Source organism: Staphylococcus sp. AtHG25 (genome assembly GCF_003217445.1).
GTDB classification, from domain to species: Bacteria; Bacillota; Bacilli; order Staphylococcales; family Staphylococcaceae; genus Staphylococcus; species Staphylococcus haemolyticus.
Window position 1 is genome coordinate 1 of sequence record NZ_QJSN01000013.1, and the last position, 19,116, is coordinate 19,116.

Annotated in this window: 14 protein-coding genes, 1 tRNA gene, 1 rRNA gene and 1 other RNA gene; 3 read left to right on the top strand and 14 right to left on the bottom strand. The window is 35.0% G+C overall.

Translation table 11 applies throughout. The annotated features are described in order from the left end of the window. From BDW31_RS09570 to gltB, 12 genes are all read right to left on the bottom strand, one after another. Nucleotides 1–93 (bottom strand): 16S ribosomal RNA (locus BDW31_RS09570); the annotation flags it as partial. 510 nt (nt 94–603) lie between these two features. After that, entirely contained in the window at nt 604–1,200 is a 597-nt protein-coding gene (recR, locus tag BDW31_RS09575) for a recombination mediator RecR (protein WP_011276782.1), read from the bottom strand. Nucleotides 1,201–1,206: 6 nt separating this feature from the next. Next, nucleotides 1,207–1,524 carry a YbaB/EbfC family nucleoid-associated protein gene (locus tag BDW31_RS09580; protein WP_001213992.1) on the bottom strand — a complete coding sequence of 106 codons (318 nt, stop codon included), beginning with the start codon at nt 1,522–1,524 and terminating at the stop codon, nt 1,207–1,209. 152 nt (nt 1,525–1,676) lie between these two features. Further along, nucleotides 1,677–3,392: a DNA polymerase III subunit gamma/tau gene (gene dnaX, locus BDW31_RS09585; RefSeq protein ID WP_053025601.1), complete on the bottom strand. Its 1,716-nt coding sequence runs from the start codon at nt 3,390–3,392 to the stop codon at nt 1,677–1,679. A gap of 68 nt (nt 3,393–3,460) precedes the next feature. Then, complete coding sequence (locus BDW31_RS09590; RefSeq protein WP_053025604.1) at nt 3,461–3,988, bottom strand: GNAT family N-acetyltransferase; 528 nt, start codon at nt 3,986–3,988, stop codon at nt 3,461–3,463. 306 nt (nt 3,989–4,294) lie between these two features. After that, nucleotides 4,295–4,564: signal recognition particle sRNA large type (ffs, locus tag BDW31_RS09595), an RNA gene on the bottom strand. Nucleotides 4,565–4,654: 90 nt separating this feature from the next. Continuing rightward, nucleotides 4,655–5,380 (bottom strand): trehalose operon repressor, encoded by a 726-nt coding sequence (gene treR / locus BDW31_RS09600; protein WP_037552567.1) that lies wholly within the window; start codon nt 5,378–5,380, stop codon nt 4,655–4,657. A 32-nt stretch (nt 5,381–5,412) separates the two neighbouring features. Next, on the bottom strand, nt 5,413–7,047 hold the full coding sequence (gene treC, locus BDW31_RS09605) for an alpha,alpha-phosphotrehalase (protein WP_053025607.1): 1,635 nt from the start codon (nt 7,045–7,047) through the stop codon (nt 5,413–5,415). A 93-nt stretch (nt 7,048–7,140) separates the two neighbouring features. Further along, on the bottom strand, nt 7,141–8,589 hold the full coding sequence (gene treP, locus BDW31_RS09610) for a PTS system trehalose-specific EIIBC component (protein ID WP_053025614.1): 1,449 nt from the start codon (nt 8,587–8,589) through the stop codon (nt 7,141–7,143). 198 nt (nt 8,590–8,787) lie between these two features. Then, nucleotides 8,788–8,880 (bottom strand) — tRNA-Ser (locus BDW31_RS09615). A 112-nt stretch (nt 8,881–8,992) separates the two neighbouring features. Further along, complete coding sequence (locus BDW31_RS09620; protein ID WP_053025615.1) at nt 8,993–10,456, bottom strand: glutamate synthase subunit beta; 1,464 nt, start codon at nt 10,454–10,456, stop codon at nt 8,993–8,995. A gap of 18 nt (nt 10,457–10,474) precedes the next feature. Further along, complete coding sequence (gltB, locus tag BDW31_RS09625; RefSeq protein ID WP_110709606.1) at nt 10,475–14,995, bottom strand: glutamate synthase large subunit; 4,521 nt, start codon at nt 14,993–14,995, stop codon at nt 10,475–10,477. A gap of 163 nt (nt 14,996–15,158) precedes the next feature. On the opposite strand from gltB, the gene gltC reads away from it, so the two are divergent. The 3 genes from gltC to BDW31_RS09640 all read left to right on the top strand — a co-directional run bounded on the left by gltC (nt 15,159) and on the right by BDW31_RS09640 (nt 18,093). After that, nucleotides 15,159–16,046 (top strand): glutamate biosynthesis transcriptional regulator GltC, encoded by an 888-nt coding sequence (gene gltC / locus BDW31_RS09630; protein WP_053025616.1) that lies wholly within the window; start codon nt 15,159–15,161, stop codon nt 16,044–16,046. A gap of 158 nt (nt 16,047–16,204) precedes the next feature. Beyond that, the gene (locus BDW31_RS09635; RefSeq protein ID WP_037552594.1) at nt 16,205–17,287 is read left to right on the top strand and encodes a YibE/F family protein; all 1,083 of its coding nucleotides are present in this window, start codon (nt 16,205–16,207) and stop codon (nt 17,285–17,287) included. Continuing rightward, entirely contained in the window at nt 17,284–18,093 is an 810-nt protein-coding gene (locus BDW31_RS09640; protein WP_053025617.1) for a YibE/F family protein, read from the top strand. Before BDW31_RS09635 ends, BDW31_RS09640 begins: the two co-directional genes overlap by 4 nt. A gap of 97 nt (nt 18,094–18,190) precedes the next feature. On the opposite strand, the gene BDW31_RS09645 is transcribed toward BDW31_RS09640, so the two are convergent. Together BDW31_RS09645 and BDW31_RS09650 are read right to left on the bottom strand one after the other, a co-directional pair. Further along, the gene (locus tag BDW31_RS09645; protein ID WP_037552585.1) at nt 18,191–18,655 is read right to left on the bottom strand and encodes a GNAT family N-acetyltransferase; all 465 of its coding nucleotides are present in this window, start codon (nt 18,653–18,655) and stop codon (nt 18,191–18,193) included. Nucleotides 18,656–18,662: 7 nt separating this feature from the next. Further along, nucleotides 18,663–19,052, bottom strand: coding sequence for an NUDIX hydrolase (locus tag BDW31_RS09650; RefSeq protein ID WP_037552586.1), 390 nt, complete (start codon nt 19,050–19,052; stop codon nt 18,663–18,665). Nucleotides 19,053–19,116 lie beyond the last annotated feature (64 nt).

The window sequence follows — 19,116 nt, forward strand, 5'->3', positions numbered from 1 at the left end:
CAAAGGATCAAGCTCCTTATCTGTTCGCTCGACTTGCATGTATTAGGCACGCCGCCAGCGTTCATCCTGAGCCAGGATCAAACTCTCCATAAAAATTTATGATGTTTGATTAGCTCATAATACTAAATAGTGTTTGTAACATTTAAGTTACTGTTTTTGGAATTAACGTTGACATATTGTCATTCAGTTTTCAATGTTCATTTTTATTACCACAAGAATTAATTATACTCGTTATAAACTTTAAAGTCAACAACTTTTTATTAATTTTTGAAGTATTTTAATGTTCGTTGATTTGTTTCGCTCAACAAATATATACTATACAGGCTTTCAGTCGTTTTAACAATGGTAAAAATTACACTAACAATAATTAAAAATCTATATAAAACCTTAATAAGCGAACTAAATATAGATTTAAATAAATTTTTGTTCGTCTTTGAGAAGAAATTGGAATGTAATACCCTATATCCAACATTTTATTCACTCAAATAACAAACTTTAAAAAATTTACGATTTTTTTAAGATAAATTAAAAAATCGCTATTACAAATCGAAATATAACTTTAATAGCTATATTTACTGACAATTTGTAAATAGCGATCCTATTTTACATTTCTGTTCTTCCAGCTATGGCTTTAGATAAAGTAACTTCATCTGCATATTCTAAATCTCCACCTACTGAAAGTCCTTGAGCTAATCTAGTTACTTTAATTCCAATAGGTTTCACTAATCTAGATATATACATTGCTGTTGATTCACCTTCTAAATTAGGATTCATTGCCAATATTAATTCTTTAACCTCTTCATCTTTTAATCTATCTATTAAAGTTGGGATATTAATATCTTCAGGCCCAATGCCATCCATCGGGGAGATAGATCCATGCAATACATGATAGAGACCTTTGTATTCTCTCATCTTCTCCATTGCAATAACATCTTTATCATCTTCGACCACACATATAACTGAACGGTCACGTTGCTTATCTTCGCAAATATAGCAAGGGTCGTTTTCAGTTATATGTCCACATACACTACAATAGGTAAGCTCACGTTTAACATCTACCAATGCTTTAGCAAATTGGACTACATCGTCTTCTTTCATATCTAAAGTATGAAATGCCAGACGTTGAGCCGTCTTGGGACCAATGCCTGGCAGTTTCATGAAACTATCTATTAATTTAGATATCGGTTCTGGATAATGCATCTATAATTACATTCCCGGAATGTTTAAGCCTTGTGTATGCTTACCTAAACGTTCTTGAGTTAATTCGTCAGCTTTGTTCATCGCTTCATTTGTTGCTGCTAAAACTAAATCCTGTAGCATTTCAATATCATCTGGATCTACTGCTTCTTCTTTAATTTCAACATCTACAACTTCTTTATGACCAGTAACTGTAACTGCTACCATGCCACCACCAGCTGTACCTACAATGCGTTCTTCTTTTAATTTTTCTTGTTCTTGAGCCATTTTCTTTTGCATTTTTTGCATTTGTTTCATCATTTGTTGCATATTTCCGCCACCGCGCATAATATCATTTCCTCCTTGAATGTATCGACATTATCTTTTAATTTATATTTTATTATACATACGTTTATATTTATTGTCATGTATCTCTGTTTCATGACTCATTTCGACAATTCACTAACTAAAGTAAGTTCATTCTATTCATAAAATAAATTCTATTCTTCGTCTATTAAATGAACTGTTTCTTCTCCAAATAAATCACGTGCTTTCTGTGCTACATCAGTGTCTTGTTGCTCTTCTCTATCATCAGATGGCGTTTGATGTTCTTCTTTATCATACTGTTTTCTACTATTAATATATTCTGTTCGCACTCTCATCCATTGATCTGAAGGGACCCCAACTACTTCAACATTCTTATTGATGATATTTCTTACTACATTTTCAATGCTAGTTCTTTTCTCATCATCTCTATTCACAATTTCACAGTGAATTTCTTCATCAAATTGAATTAATACTCGTTTTTCACTAGCAGCTACAGGAATTGAGTTTTGTAATAAACTTACTAATGATTTTTTATCATTCTTTTTCGCATAATCTACTACTTCTAGCCAATGTTTCTTCAATAATTGAATATCTTCTTTATTTGCTTCATCTAATACCTTAGCAATATTTGTCATTGAAAATGTGCCTTTATTCTGACGTTTACCACGTGTGTTTGTTTGTGATGATTGTTGTTTAGAACTTGCTTGAGCAATACCTTGTGCTTTAAGTGTTTTCAGTTCATTTTCTAATTGTTCCATACGTTGCAATAACACTTCGTTGTTAGGTTGTGATGCAACTTGAGTCGTTGCTACATTAGTAACGGTATCAGGTTGTGATTTCACCATTTCAGCAATTTTCACTAATAGCACTTCAAAGTGAACATTTTGATTCACACTAAATCGTATTGAAACTAATGTATCATTAATAATATCAATCATATGATAGAGCATGTCTAAATCAAAATTCATTAACGCATCAAATTCAGCGTGATTATTTACAGTTTTATTCATAATTGTATCGCGAACAAAATAAATCATGTCATTTATAAGACGGTTAACTTCTTTTCCTTCAGAAATAAATTGATGATAGCGTGTAAATGCATTTTTAACATTACCATCAACGACATCTTTAAATAATTCATTTAAAGCCGCTTCATCTACACTACCTGTTACGTCTAATGCGTCTTGTAGCGTAAGGTGCTCATCACCAAATGCGATAGCTTGGTCCATGATACTTAATGCATCTCGCATTCCACCTTCAGATGCTTTCGCAATAAACTCAAGTGCTTCATTATCATAATCTAACTGTTGTTCTTCAGCGACAAAGCGTAAACGATCAGTAATTTGTTCAGTACCAATCGCTTTAAAGTCAAAACGTTGTGCACGCGAAATAATTGTAGGCGGGATTTTGTGTGGTTCAGTTGTAGCAAGGATAAATATGGCATGTGCTGGTGGTTCTTCAAGCGTCTTTAATAACGCATTAAAAGCCCCAGTTGTTAGCATATGTACCTCGTCAATAATATACACTTTATATTTCGACTCACTAGGTGCATACTTCACTTTATCTCTAATATTTCGAATCTCATCTACACCATTATTACTCGCAGCATCAATTTCGATAACATCACCATTCGTACCTTGTGTAATGCCTTTACATATCGCACATTCATTACATGGTTCACCGTCTTGAGGATTTAAACAGTTTATCGCTTTAGCAAATACTTTAGCAATACTAGTTTTACCAGTCCCACGAGGTCCACTAAAGATATAGGCATGAGACTGTTTACTTTTGGAAATGGCGTTACGTAACGTCTTAGTTACATGTTCTTGACCCACAACATCTTGGAAACTTTGGGGTCTAAACATTCGATACAAAGCTTGATAATTCACATCCGCACCTCCGTTAACAATTACTCTACATTATACCACGCATTATCATCTAAGTTTCAATGAATTTATTAAGTCATATCAGCATCTTGCACAATGCCATGGGGGTATTCATCCAGTTGATCCCATAAGAATTTTACACGCAAAGCGGATGGATTGGTTTCTTTTGAAAAAATATTATGTTTGTCCGCCGGTTCATAACCTACTTCTTCGAAATATGCCGGGCAACATCCCACAACAATAGTCGTATAATGTTGAGATTTAGCACGTTCTTCAACAGCTTGAACTAAAGCTTTACCTAATCCCTCATTACGGTATGGTTTATCTACTATAAGAGAAGCTAATTCCAAAGCTTTGTACCGTTGATCATCCGCCTTTAGGTTAATTTCACTGAGCATGATGTGCCCTATAATATCGCCAGCTTCATTTTTTGCAATCACTTCAAGTTCATAATTATAGTTTAATGCTCTGCGTAGTCTTGAAATGAGTTCTCTTTGCTTTTGACCAACACTTTGACCTTTGTCATCGTAACTTGATTCAATCTTATTTAATGTTTCAATATAATCCATTTCAGTTAATGTACTTAAGAACAGTCGCATAATGACACCCTTTTGATTAGTCCGAGCGATCCCCATTTTATATTCGAACAAACCACTTTCTCATTTTATACTCATTCATACATATTCTATACAAAAAACGAGCCTGGGACAAAATCAATGTCTCAGGCTACAATTATATACTGGCAGTAGTTGACTGAATTAAAACTACACTTATAACAAGCATTTTTAATTTTAGTCAATCTTGCCAGGGCAGGACAATGAATTCATAAAAATTCCTGTCCTACTCCTCACTTAAATTTATATTTAAAATTTTATTTGTCTCGGTTACTTTAAAACATTAAAAAACCGTGCACCTTCGAATCGAGTGTGTATCACAAACGTTACCGAAGTCGACAGCTAAATCTCGGCTACCCTACGGCACATATGAGGATCCACTTAATGCTGCTTCCGTCAGGACCTGACATGATTCATGGGTTCATATTGCATAGGACCGAAATCTTCAAACACTACGTGCTTCGGGCAGACTTCACAAAAACACACCCTCAACAAAGGAATTAAGTCTCGCATAAAGCGGATTTCGAGTACAGGGAACCGCTACCTCCCCACCTAGCACGGTAAGTTTTATAATACTATAAACTTTCTTCAGATTGCAAGCGTAAAGTTTCAATTAGTAATTCAATGAATCGAAACCAGTACAATTTCATCTTATAATTTGTGTCGTCTTGAAAATTCTTGGAATTTAAACTCTGTCGCTAAATGCTTCGACACATTGTATTGGAATGGCATCGTATTATTTAAATAAACGACACTTCTCACTGTTGCGGTATATGGCGGTTGTATTTTCCCAAAAACATCATATTCTCTTTCAGTAAAAGGCTCAAAGGTAATCGACTTACTTGAATAACTGATATCTAATCCTAATTGCGTTTCTAAGTAATGATATATAGAATCTTTTGCCACTGAATTCGAAATATCGGATACTATTGAAGTTAAAAAGTAATCTTCATCCAAAATTTTGACCTTTTGATTGACATTTCTCGTGCGTACTACATGGATTAGTACATCATCATTACTAATATTCAATTGCTTTTTAACATGAGGAACTGAGTTTGCTTTAACCAATTCGTTAATGAGCACTTCCGTTTCATGCTTGAGACCAAGTTCCTCTTGCACTTCTTTGAAGCTAATCAATTCTGAGAACGGAAACTCCGTGATACCTTGATCTATTACAATGGACCCCTTACCCCTAATTTTTTGAATCATGCCATCATTTGCTAATAAATCCAATGCTTTTCTAACAGTCTCACGTGACGCTCCATACAGCGTTAATAATTCATGTTCTGAAGGTAGTTGTTGTCCGTATGTGTATTCGCCCTCATGTATTCGTTGTTTAAGTTGTTCATATATTGTTATGAATTTTTGTGTTGCCATTTGTTTCTCCATTACATCAACCTATTTACTTTTTATTGAACATTAATCACTACTGCACCAAATGGAGATATTTCACCATTTTCTATTGTACCGCTTTGAATTATCGTCGTCCCCTCACTATTAAGGTCTTCAGGTAATTTTATTGTTTCTTTTGAAAAGTTAGCAACGACTAGCCACGTTTGGTTGTCATAATTTCGACGATAAATGAATAACTGTGGATGTTCCATATACATCGGCTCGATATCACCATACGTGATGATATCGTGTTCATGACGTAATTTGATAAGTTCGCGATACGTGTGTAGTACAGAGGTAGTATCTTCGATTGCCGCTTCTACATTAATGTGTTCTGTATTGTTAGGAATATCAATCCATGGCGTACCTGAAGTGAAACCTGCTTGTTTCTCCGATGTCCATTGAATAGGTGTTCTAGAATTGTCACGTGATTTTTGACCTAAAATTGTTAGAACTTCACTTTCATCAATACCTTGTTGCACTAGATTATCGTAAGCATTACGCGACTCAACATCGCGATATTGTTGAATAGAATAAAAGTGTGGATCTGTCATGCCAATTTCTTCACCTTGATAGATATAAGGTGTTCCTTGCAACATGTGTAATGCGATTGCCAACATTTTAGCACTTGCTTGACGATTCTCTTCTGTAGAATCATCGCCAAAACGAGAAACAACGCGTGGCTGATCATGATTACACCAGAAAATCGCATTCCATCCTCCACCTTCAAATATTCCAATTTGCCAATCCATCAAAATTTCTTTTAATTTTAAAAAGTCTAATTTAGCGTTCGACCATTTTTCTCCATCGACATAATCTACTTTTAAATGATGGAAATTAAAGACACTACTTAACTCTTGTCGATCTGGTCTTGTATAATTGATACAGTTATCAATTGTTGTAGAGGACATTTCTCCTACCGTCATCATATCTTTATCACCAAATGTATGACGATTAAGTTCATGGAGATATTCATGTACACGTGGACCGTCAGTATAAAATTCTTTACCAATTTGTGGTGAATCTTTAAATTCACCTTTTGAAATAAGATTAATTACATCAAAGCGGAAACCATCTACACCAAATTGAATCCAATGATTAACAACCTCATATAAAGATTGTCTAACCTTTTCATTATCCCAATTTAAATCTGCTTGTGTAACATCAAATAAATGTAAATAATATTCATCCGTCTTCTCATCATATTGCCAAGCATTCCCACCAAACTTAGATTCCCAATTAGTTGGAGGGCCATCTTGAGAAGGCTTGAAGTAATAATAATCACGATAAGGGTTATCTTTAGAACTAATCGCTTCTTTAAACCATCGATGTTCTGTAGACGTATGATTAATAACTATATCTAACATGACTTTCAAATCACGCTTATGCGCTTCGCTTATTAAAGTTTCAAAATCTTCCAATGTACCAAAACGTTCATTTATTTTTAAATAATTACTAATATCGTACCCATTATCATTCATTGGGGATTCATAAACAGGAGTTAGCCAAATATAATCGACGCCTAAATATTGAATATAGTCCAACTTCTCAATAATGCCATTTATATCACCCTCACCATTACCTGTAGTGTCGTTAAATGATTTAGGATAAATTTGATAAACTACCGATTTCTTCCAATCTTTATGTGCCATAGATAGTCACCTTCCATTTAATTATAGTTTTATATGCATTAAAGACGCTCAAACACTTAACATGTGAAATTTGAACGTCTTCATTTGTATTAATTATTTCGCTACAGTTTCGTCTGGCGTTGCCACCATTTTTTTAGCTTTAATTGTTGTAAATCTTGCAAAGATGATTGTCAAAATAGCTGGTATCACCATAGCAAGTAATGTGACTGGTATATAAATGAACCAAAATTCACTGTGGATTGATATGAATGCTGGAACACCACCTACACCAACACTGCCTAACACCTTATTAGCGCCAATAATGGCACCTAAAACGCTTGATGTACAAATAGCAGCGAAGAAAGGTACTTTTAACGGTAAGTTTACACCAAACATTGCAGGCTCTGTAACACCTAAAAATGATGATACACCTGAAGTTAATGCTAAACCTTCTTCTTTTATCATTTTACGTCGTTTATAAATAAACCATGCTCCAAAAGCAGCCGAACCTTGGCAAATATTAGAAATCGCAACGATAGGCCATAAATATGTACCACCTAGTTTACTACCCATTAATTGGAAATCTACTGCTAAGAACATATGGTGTAATCCTGTAATAACAAGTGGTGCATAGAAGAAACCATAAAGTGCACCGCCTAACCAACCAGCGTGCTCAAAAACAAATTGTACTGCTCCAGTTATACCTGTACCTACTGCAAGTGCAATCGGACCAATAATAATAAATGCTAAGAAACCTGTTACGAGTAGCGCTACTGGTCCAACAACCAACATTTTAATAGAATCATGAACAACTTTATTTAATGCTTTTTCAATGAGTGATAAGACATAGGCCGCAATTAAAACAGGCAACACTTGACCTTGATAATTTAATTGCTTAATTTCTAAACCAAAAAGATTCCATGTCGGAATATGTCCTTTAGCAATATCGTATTGTGAAACAAATTGTGGATGCATCAAAATAAGCCCTAGTACCAACCCCAAAATAGGACTGCCACCAAACACTTTCATACTACTCCAACCAATTAAAGCTGGTAAGAAGATAAATGCTGTACTTGCAATTACGTTAATAATATTTGATATATCACCTAACTGTGGAAACTGTTCCACAAGTGGTTTAGGACCAAATAAGTCTTTCATGGTAAGTAAATTATTAATCCCCATTAAAAGACCCGCTGTAACTAATGCCGGTAAAATCGGTATAAAAATATCTCCCAATAATTTTATAAGTCGTTGTAACGGATTACCTTTCTTCGATGCAGCAGCTTTTGCATCATCTTTTGACGATTCTTCTACACCCGTTTCTTGAATAAATTGCTTATATACTTCGTCTACAGTACCAGGCCCAATAACAATTTGGTATTGGTTATCCGCTTTAAATTGGCCTTTGACAAGTGCGTTGTCGTCTAGTGCATCTTTGTCGACTTTATTGTCATCTTTTAAAACTAAACGCAATCGAGTAACACAATGTGTTGCAGTGTCAATATTTTCTTTCCCACCAATTGCTTTAACGATGTCTTGCACGTCTTTTCTTTTTACAGCCACACCCTTCACTCCCTTGTTTATAATAACTCAAGTATAACTTGTCTAGACAAGTTTTGTAAAGGTTTTCATTATTGTGTGCTAATTTGTGCATTAAATTTATCACTGACTTCGGAGGCAATAAAAAAGACAAGTACTCAATATGTTATAAATTGAGTACTTGTCTTTTTTATATTTATTAGTCTTGGATTTTAATTATAATGGCGGAGGAAGAGGGATTCGAACCCCCGCGGCCCGTTAAGGCCCTGTCGGTTTTCAAGACCGATCCCTTCAGCCGGACTTGGGTATTCCTCCAATGAACACAATAAATATCATATACCACGGTTCATCGGAAGTCAATTACTTTTAAGTTTAAAGTGTAAAAATATCCATTTTATTTTCACTACTATCTTATTTTCAAAGTAACTTACACGAATACCTTTTGTTTCAAGAATTTATCGACAGATTGAGCAACAGCACGTCCTTCTTTAATCGCCCAAACTACAAGACTTTGACCTCTTCTCGCATCCCCAGCGGCAAATATTTTTTCTTTATTAGTGCGATAATCTTTATCGTTGGCGATGATTTTATTTTGTTGTGTAGCAATATCAAAAGATTTGGGTACTGTAGGTTCGGTACCTTCGAAGCCTATCGATAAAAGAACAAGATCTGCTGGCCAATGTCTTTCAGTACCATCTACGACAACCATTCCTTCTGGTGTTTCCTCTAAGATTTGTGTATATACACCACGCACATTACCAATATGATCAACATCATATCGCATAGTTTGAACACCATAAGCGCGAGGCTCTCTACCGAAACGTGCTTCATATTCTTTATGAGCATAATCCATTTTGAAAACAGGTAATGCAAGTGGCCACGACGTATTACTTTCAAACGCAATTTCTTCAGGTGCTTTCGTATATTTGTTAAATTGCACAATTGACTTACAATTTTCACGTAAGGCAGTAGCAACACAATCCGCGCCAGTATCACCAGCACCGATGATGATTACATTTTTTCCTTTAGCCGTAATAGTTGGTTCGTCAATTTCACCATTTAGTAATTGAGTCTGCTCGGTTAAATAATCCATAGCAAAGTGAATACCTTGACCCATACGTCCTTCTAATGGCAAGTCACGTGCTTTTTGAGCTCCTGTACATAAGATAATAGCGTCATATGTCTGTTCTAGTTCTTCGCGTGAGATATCCACACCAATGTTGGTATTCGTTTTAAATGTAATACCTGCTTCTGTCATCAGTGTAATACGGCGACGCACAACATCCTTATCTAATTTCATATTGGGAATTCCATACATTAATAAACCACCCGCTTCTGCGGCTCTTTCAAACACCGTCACTTGATAACCCATGTAATTGAGCTCTTCAGCTGCAGAGAGGCCTGCAGGACCACTCCCAACAATCGCTACAGATTGTTCTAACCTTTGCTTAGGATATTTAGGTTTAACCCAACCGTTATCATATGCTTCATCAATAATTGTACGTTCTATTCCTTTAATTGCGACTGATTCACGATTAATCTTCATAACACAAGATTGTTCGCAAGGTGCAGGACAAACACGTCCTGTAAATTCAGGAAAATTATTTGTTTCACTTAAACGTTGATATGCAGCTTTGAAATCCTGACGATAAACCAAATCATTCCACTCAGGAATATAATTACCAATAGGGCAACCAATGGTTTCTCTACCGAAAGGAAGACCTGTTTGACAGAATGGTGTCCCACAATCCATACATCGCGCGCCTTGAACAGACGCCTCATCACGTGAAAAACGTTGTTGAAACGCATCATGATGTTTTAGGCGTTCAACTAAAGACAGTTCAGATAATGATTGCTTTTCATATTTCATAAATCCTTTAAACTCACCCATAACAGACCTCTCCTTTCTTTAGTAAATAACTGCTGGCTGTAATTCTTGTTCAATTGTCGTACGTTCATCATAGAATGCTGCCAGTTTAGCATCATCAAGTTGTGGTAAACGACGACTTTGTAATTCAATTTTTTGCATCATTAGTTCATAATCTTTTGGAATCACTTTAATAACTTTGTCTGCCACATGTTCAAAATCATTTAAAATTGCCGCTGCTTTTGTACTTTGGGTATAACGATAATGTTCCTCTAACATTGTTTTAAGTAACGCTTTCTCCTCTTTGTGTGTCACTCTCTCAAAAGCTAGGGTTGGTAATTGGTTTTTACGTTTGAATAATTCGAGATTATTTGGAAATACGTAACAAACGCCTCCGCTCATACCTTGACCGAAGTTCTTACCTACATCTCCTAAATTGACTACATGTCCTCCAGTCATATATTCCAAACCATGATCACCGATACCTTCTACTACTACATCAACACCACTGTTTCTAATACAAAAACGTTCGCCAGCACTACCATTAATAAAGGCTTTACCTTTTGAAGCACCATAGAAACATACATTCCCAGCAATAATTTCACGTTCGCGTTGTTTATTTGGTGCCTTAATCACAACAGTACCACCAGATAACCCTTTACCAGCGTAATCATTTGCATCACCTGTATGTTGGACTAACAATCCTGATGGTGCGAATGCCGCTAAGCTTTGTCCAGCATGACCATGTGTTTTAGCTACAATTGTCCCCTCTGGTAACCCTTTAATACCGTGACACTGAGTAATGTAACTTCCTGTGATAACACCTACATCTCGTTGTTCATTATTAATCACATAATTCCCTTTAAATAATTTTCTATCCTCAATACTTTGTTTAGCATCTTTATATAGATAATTTAAATCGAAACCTATATCTAAATGATGATTTTGATTAATTTCTTTTGAGTTAGGGCCATCAACTGAATCCAATAACTTATCAATGTCTAGTGTTGCTGCTTTTGATTGTTCATCAATTCGACTTGAGCGTTGTAACAAGTCGGTACGTCCAACCAATTCTTCAACTGTTCGTAGTCCTAACGATGCTAAGACCTCTCTTAACTCTTCAGCAATAAAATGCATAAAGTTAACAACGTGGTCAGCCTTACCTCTAAACAACGCTCTTAAATCTTTGTTCTGAGTCGCGATACCTACTGGACATGTATCATTATGACAAACGCGCATCATGATGCACCCTAAAACAACTAATGGTGCAGTCGCGAATCCAAATTCTTCGGCACCTAGTGCACATGCTAATGCAACATCTCTACCTGTCATCAACTTACCATCTGTTTCTAAACGAACACGACTACGTAAATGATTTAATTTCAATGTTTGATGCGTTTCAGCTAAACCAAGTTCCCAAGGTAAACCGGCGTGTTGAATACTCGTCTTAGGAGATGCACCTGTACCACCATCATATCCACTCACGACGATTTTATCTGCAAATGCTTTAGCGACACCCGATGCAATGGTTCCGATACCTGTTTTCGAAACTAATTTAACTGCTACATCAGCGCTTCTGTTTGCATTCTTTAAGTCATGAATTAATTGTCCTAAGTCTTCAATTGAGTAAATATCGTGATGTGGTGGAGGTGAAATCAATCCTATACCTGGCGTTGAACCTCGTGTCTCAGCAATCCAAGGATATACTTTTGTGCCCGGTAACTGTCCTCCTTCTCCTGGCTTAGCACCTTGAGCAACTTTAATTTGTAACTCTTTTGCATGTTGCAAATAATTACTAGTCACACCAAAACGGCCAGAAGCGACTTGCTTAATAGCACTTGATAACACACTACCGTCTTCTTGGATTTCATAGCGTTTAGGATTTTCTCCACCTTCACCACTATTACTTTTACCACCTAGTTTATTCATAGCTTGTGCTAATGTTTGATGCGCTTCTTCAGAAATAGAACCATAGCTCATTGCCCCCGTATTAAAACGTTTAACAATGGTCTCTACTGATTCAACCTCACTAATATGAATCGGCTGCTGTGCTTTAAATTCTAATAAATCACGTAGATGATCATTTCTCTGATCATGTACAGCATTAGAAAAAGTTTTAAACTGTGTATAATCATTCTCACGACATGCATGTTGTAACAAATGAATTGTTGTAGGATTAAACACATGATGTTGACCTTGTTGTCGCCATTGGAAGATACTTCCTGAATCTAGGTACTCATTATGTCTTTGTTGACGCATTTTATTTTCAGTATCAATTTGTTGAATGCTTAGCCCTGATAACTTAGACTGTGTTCCAGTGAAATAGTCATCAATCACTTCTTGAGATAGACCAACCGCTTCAAAGATTTGAGCCCCTTGATAACTTTGAACAGTAGAGATACCCATCTTCGCCATTACTTTAATAACACCCTCTGATAGCACACGTGTATAAGTTTCAACGTTGTCGGAAACGGCGCCTTCTAAACGATGTGTTTCAGTTAAATGTGCAATAGTATGCTGAGCTAGATATGGAATAACAGCATTTGCACCATAGCCTAATAAGCATGCTACATGATGAACTTCACGCGTTTCTCCAGATAGTGCCACTAAGCTAGTATCCATACGTAGACCTTCTCTGATTAATAACTGATGAATATGACTTATAGCTAATAGCATTGGCATAGCGTAGCGTTGTTCTTTCACTTTACTTTCATCATCATTATCAATAAGTTCACTATCATCAAGAACTAATATAGTATGACCATCTCGAGTAGCTTGTATCGCCGCTTCACCCAGTCTTTCCAATGCCTCTTTAAGGTTATCTTGATATAGTGTAGATAAGTGTTTCACGTTAAACTTACTCTGTTTAATCTTATCTAATTGCGTTAAAGTTAGGACGGGTTTTGCCAGTTGAATACGGTCTAATACTGTTTCATCAGGATGGAACAAATTACCTTCTCCACCTAAATAAGATAACTCACTTGTTACTATCTTTTCGCGATAAGCATCAATAGGTGGGTTAGTTACCTGTGCAAATAATTGTTTAAAGTAATTAAATAGGGACTCTGGTCTTTCATTTAATACCGCAAGTGGCGCATCGTAACCCATAGCACCAATTGGATCTTTCTTACCTATCACTAATTCAGACATATATTTATAGATATCTTCTTTCGTATATCCAAATTGACGCTGCAACTTAAATAATTTCTCATTGTTTAATAAAGGTTGATGATACGTTTGGGCTTCTAAGTTTAGGTCCACTTTGTGGCTTTCCAACCATTCTTTGTAAGGATATTGATTGGCAATTCGAACTTTTAATTCATTATTTTCAACCACTTTATGAGACTCAAAGTCTACAAGTAATAACTTCCCAGGATTGAGCTGTCCTTTATAAGCAACATTGTCTTCATGTACATCTACTACACCCACTTCAGATGAAAAAACAATAAAATTATCTTTTGTAATTGTGTAACGACCTGGTCGTAATCCATTTCGGTCAGTTAATGCACCAATTTTATCTCCATTACAGAATGAAATCATCGTTGGTCCATCCCATGGTTCCATTAAATAGCTATAAAACTCATAGAACGCACGAACATTGGCATCATTTTCTTTGTTGTATAACCACGGTTCAGGTATAAGCAACATCGCTGCTTCTTCGGGTTCCATCGCTAATGATAAAAATTCTAACGCATTATCTACAATCGCTGAATCACTACCATCTTCATCAACAATGTTTTGTATTTTAGTATGTTCTTCGCCAAATAATGTTTGAATTAATTGTCTTTGTCGTGCTCTCATCCAATTCACATTACCTTTAATCGTATTAATTTCACCATTGTGCATCAATAATCGGTTTGGGTGCGCACGCTTCCAACTCGGGAACGTATTTGTACTAAACCTTGAATGAACAAGTCCTAGTTTAGATTGATAGTCTTCGTGATTTAAATCTAGATATAGTTTCTTAATTTGATCTGAGCGTAACCAACCTTTATAAACAATTGTCTTATGCGATAAACTTGTGAAATAAAGTCCTAAATCTTGTCGTTCTGCATATTGCTCTATTTGCTTTCTCGCTATATACAATGGTTTAACCGGTGTTTCAATAGATCTAATATCAATAAACACTTGTTGAATGTGTGGCATCGTAGACGCAACATGAGGTGCCACTGCATTAACATCGACAGGCACATCACGATAGCCAATTACCTTTAAACCTTCACTTTGAAAGTAGTCATTGAATTGCGTTTCATGTTTCGTACCTTGAATCTTTTTATTAGAGAAAAAAAGACCTATCGCATAATCTCCCTCGTTAGGTAAGTCTAAATTGACATGAGCTTTAAAAAATTGAAATGGTATTTCGGTCATAATACCGGCACCATCACCTGTTATACCATCTGCGCCAACACCACCACGATGATCAAGACGACGCAACATTTCAAGTGATTTTTCGATGATATCATGTGACCTTAAATTATTCATGTTTGCGTAAAACCCAATACCGCATGCATCATGTTCCTCACGGTAATCGTATAATCCTCTTTTTAATCTTTCATCAAACATGATGCCCACTCCTTTTGAGAATTTTCAGAAAATTTACTGTTAATAATATTTAATATAATGTAAAATATTTATCTGAACAATATATTAATTAGATGACTTTATTCTAATAATTAGAACAATTAATACTAATAGGTAAATTTGAAAAGTTGGAAGGGGCATGTATATGGAAATTAAACAATTAAAATATTTTGTAGAAGTAGCACGTAGAGAACACATCTCTGAAGCATCACTTGAGTTGAACATAGCCCAATCTGCAATAAGTCGGCAAATTACATTATTAGAACAGGAATTGCAAGTAACGTTATTCAATAGACAAGGGAGAAATATTCATTTAACCTCACATGGTAAAGCTTTACTCAATCAAGCTACGCAAATTTTAGAGCAATTAGATGAAACGGTAGCGTTATTTCAACAAACAAATCATAAAAATGCACGTGTTCTGAATATTGGTTTTGAGGAAAGCTATATTTCTCAAATGATTACTGCGATTATTCAAGCATTTGAACGACAATATGATAGCATCATCGTTCCTCATATTATGTCATCATCTGATATTTCCGAGGCACTTTATACTGGCAAAATAGATATTGGCCTAGTTGAAATTAACGCCGAACTTCAGAAGAATACTAATTTATCATTGAAACCATTATTTGAGGAAACATATCATATTTATGTACCTAAAGATGACGTCATTGCTTTATCGATTAATCCTCCGCTAACACAATTTGCCAAAACACAACTATTCACTTTAAAACCTTTGGCATCGACAATTGAAAGTCGTTTACAGCACACTTTAAAGCTGCCAGTTAATATAGTTGGTTCTAAATCTTTAGCGAATTATTTACTTAAACATCAACGTGGTTATGTTATCTTGCCAGATTATTTATCTTTAGAAAATGATAAAGATGAATTATGTGATATTTCGTTAGGCCATACAGAATTAAAGCGATCATTTTGCGCCGTCTTTAAAAAGGTTAATAAAAAAGTTGATATACTTAATTTATCGAATTTAATACATCAACTTTTAAGCAAAGTATCTACATACCACTAATGTTATAAAGAGGTATTCGATAATTAAATGGATACTATTTGAATAATAATGCTGACGAGCGTATAATCACTCTGACTTAATTAAGAATAGAATTTGATTTATAAATGAGGGTTAAATTAATGAATGCACAAAAACGCAACAATTCTAGTCATCGCGTGATGAATCGCATCATAGTTCTAATTGGTGTACTTATTATCGGTGCTTTTATCTTTACGTTTTTCAATGCTAGTTTCTACAATACACCTATCGGTAAAGTTACTCATGTAGAAAAAAGTAACGCTCAAAAGGTTGTTGATGAGCAACATAATACAGATTTTAAATACAAACAGCATTTAACAATAAAGATATTAAATGGAAAATTTAAAGGCGAATCAACTACGATAGACAATACATATGTTAAATCTCAAGCAGATTCTGAGCACTTTAGCAAAAATAACAAGGTGCTAATGCATATTCAAAATAGTCCTAAAGATGCAACTATCTTAGAGAAAAAACGCGATAACTTAACTGTAGCAATCGCAGGTATATTCATTATGTCTCTCTTACTAGTAGGACGTAATGTAGGCTTACAATCTATTCTGTCACTCATCTTTAACACTGGTGCTATCTTGATAGCTATTGCAATTCATGATAAACATCCATCTACTAATCTATTCAATTTGATGAGTGTGGCGATCATTTTCTCCACCATTGTCACGTTATTGCTCGTCACTGGTTGGCACATGCGCACTTGGATTACAACAGTCGGTACTTTATTAGGTACATTTTTATGTATTGGTATCACTCAAATTATTATTCAGTTAACCAATGGTGCTGGTATTAAATATGAAACAATGAGTTTTTTAACGCTGCCACCTAAAGATATATTTTTAGCTTCTGTACTTATAGGATCATTAGGTGCAGTGATGGATGTTGCTATTACAATATCAAGCGGTATGTATGAAATATTACAACGTACGCCTAACATTTCTTTATCACGTTGGGCTTTAGCAGGTCGTAATATAGGACAAGATATCATGGGTACAATGACGAACATTTTACTTTTTTCTTACTTATCTGGAAGTCTACCGATGTTCTTAATCTATTTAAAAAATGCTAACACATTTACGTATACGATTTCGATGAACTGGTCTTTAGAAATTGCTCGTGCTTTAACTGGTGGTATTGGTATCGTTCTAACGATTCCAATTACAATTAGTTTGATGGTTATGTGGATGAAATGGAAGGGTGTGACAAGATGAATGCAGTCGTCCTACTAGCACTAATTTTATTAATTTTAATGCTCATTTTTGGCGGTAAAAAAGGCTTAATCTCATACTTAACATTATTCTTAAATTTTATTATCCTGCTAATTAGTATTGTGTTCATCTTATTTGGAACACCTATATACCTAGTTTCACTAGTTTTTTGCATTGTCATTGCCGCATGTAACTTATTTATTTTAAATAGTTATAACATTAAGACCAAAGCAGCTTTTATTGCTACAATAATTACTACCATTCTCTTAATAGTTGGTATTTATCTATCAATAAGCATCGGTCACTTACAAGGCTTTACAACAGAACAACAAGACGAAACATATATTTTTTCAATGAATATCGGTATTGATATGGTTCAATTCTCAGTATTTACAGTCATTTTGGCAGTAATTGCAGCGGTCATCGACTTAACCATAACTATAAGTTCACCAATGTATGAACTTAATGAAACCAACCCCACCCTTTCACGTAAGGCATTGTTCCAATCAGGCATGCGTGTAGGTAGAGAAATTCTAGCAACTTCTGCCAATACGATATATTTAGCTTATTTTGGTGGTCAATTGACATTATTCTTTTGGTTTTTCCAATTACATTATTCTTTAGGACATATCATTAACTCAAAAATATTTGCTCAAGAATTTATTTCTATCTTACTAGGTGGAATTGCCGTAGCGATTAGTATCCCGATTACGGCATGGATTACAGCTTTATTAATTAAACACCCTAAATTTAATCAAAAGCATTCTGAAATTTCTTCGCAATCTACGAATCAAAATTTTAAAAATTAACTTATAAAAATATAATAGGCGGGACACAGTTCTCTCAAAAATAGCCAGTAAATGAGTCTTGATAAATTCATTCACTGGCTTGTTTATTTATAAGCATCTATATTTTAAAATTCATAACGTAAACTGGTCGCCCTTCTAAAATTGCATCTCCAGTAATAGAATATTGGGCTTGTTTATATAATCCGATGGCTTTGTCGTTGTCAGTATTCACAGTTAATATTATTTCATTAATGTAAGGAAATGTTGACTTTATATAGCTTGGTAGTTGTTGAATCACTGCTTTTCCAAGACCTTGACCACGATATCGTGCATCCACACTAAATGAACGGAAAAATATAGCTTTATTATTGTCACTATATGGTTTAACACCCCGACCTTCATGTAAAGTAAAGAATCCTACACATTGATTATCCCTCATAACAAGAGTCGGGTGACGCTCGTCGTCTCCTTTAGCTAAATCAATATTATGGATAGGTGTCCGAGTGAATTTTCTATCTTCTGGTAATATTTCAAATACATCTAATAACGGGTAATCTTGAATTGAATATGGTCGAATTTCCATTATGCCCCTACTTTCTCTCTGAAAATGTTTCAATCCACTTTATAACAGCGGGTGCTATTAACATTGTTTCAGATTTATCGAACCAACGTATATCAGTAATTTCATTGTCAATTTCAACGTTATTCCAGTCAATTTCTTGTTGAAGTTTAAATCCATTTAGTTCTGTTAGCATGTTCGTTTGCGGGTATGCATCGCCTATGACCGTTCCAATATATGTGAAATCCTCTTGTGGAAACTCTAATTGTAGTTCCTCTTTTACTTCCCTTTGTATCGCTTCTAATTGCGTTTCACCTTCATCAATTTTACCACCCGGGAAATAATACTTCTCTCTATTTCTTACTTGTACTAATAAGATTTGGTTCTCTGTTTCCTCCACTAAACAAACACACTTTATCATATAATCACACCTTTTTAACGAAATGTTTTGTACTTCAAAAATATATGTTATTTTAGTATGATGT

Bases quoted from the DNA above. Each gene is read 5' to 3' on its own strand.
- recR (WP_011276782.1), bottom strand. From the start codon at position 1,200: ATGCATTATCCAGAACCGATATCTAAATTAATAGATAGTTTCATGAAA.
- BDW31_RS09580 (WP_001213992.1), bottom strand. From the start codon at position 1,524: ATGCGCGGTGGCGGAAATATGCAACAAATGATGAAACAAATGCAAAAA.
- BDW31_RS09590 (WP_053025604.1), bottom strand. From the start codon at position 3,988: ATGCGACTGTTCTTAAGTACATTAACTGAAATGGATTATATTGAAACA.
- treR (WP_037552567.1), bottom strand. From the start codon at position 5,380: ATGGCAACACAAAAATTCATAACAATATATGAACAACTTAAACAACGA.
- treC (WP_053025607.1), bottom strand. From the start codon at position 7,047: ATGGCACATAAAGATTGGAAGAAATCGGTAGTTTATCAAATTTATCCT.
- BDW31_RS09620 (WP_053025615.1), bottom strand. From the start codon at position 10,456: ATGGGTGAGTTTAAAGGATTTATGAAATATGAAAAGCAATCATTATCT.
- gltB (WP_110709606.1), bottom strand. From the start codon at position 14,995: ATGTTTGATGAAAGATTAAAAAGAGGATTATACGATTACCGTGAGGAA.
- gltC (WP_053025616.1), top strand. From the start codon at position 15,159: ATGGAAATTAAACAATTAAAATATTTTGTAGAAGTAGCACGTAGAGAA.
- BDW31_RS09635 (WP_037552594.1), top strand. From the start codon at position 16,205: ATGAATCGCATCATAGTTCTAATTGGTGTACTTATTATCGGTGCTTTT.
- BDW31_RS09640 (WP_053025617.1), top strand. From the start codon at position 17,284: ATGAATGCAGTCGTCCTACTAGCACTAATTTTATTAATTTTAATGCTC.
- BDW31_RS09645 (WP_037552585.1), bottom strand. From the start codon at position 18,655: ATGGAAATTCGACCATATTCAATTCAAGATTACCCGTTATTAGATGTA.
- BDW31_RS09650 (WP_037552586.1), bottom strand. From the start codon at position 19,052: ATGATAAAGTGTGTTTGTTTAGTGGAGGAAACAGAGAACCAAATCTTA.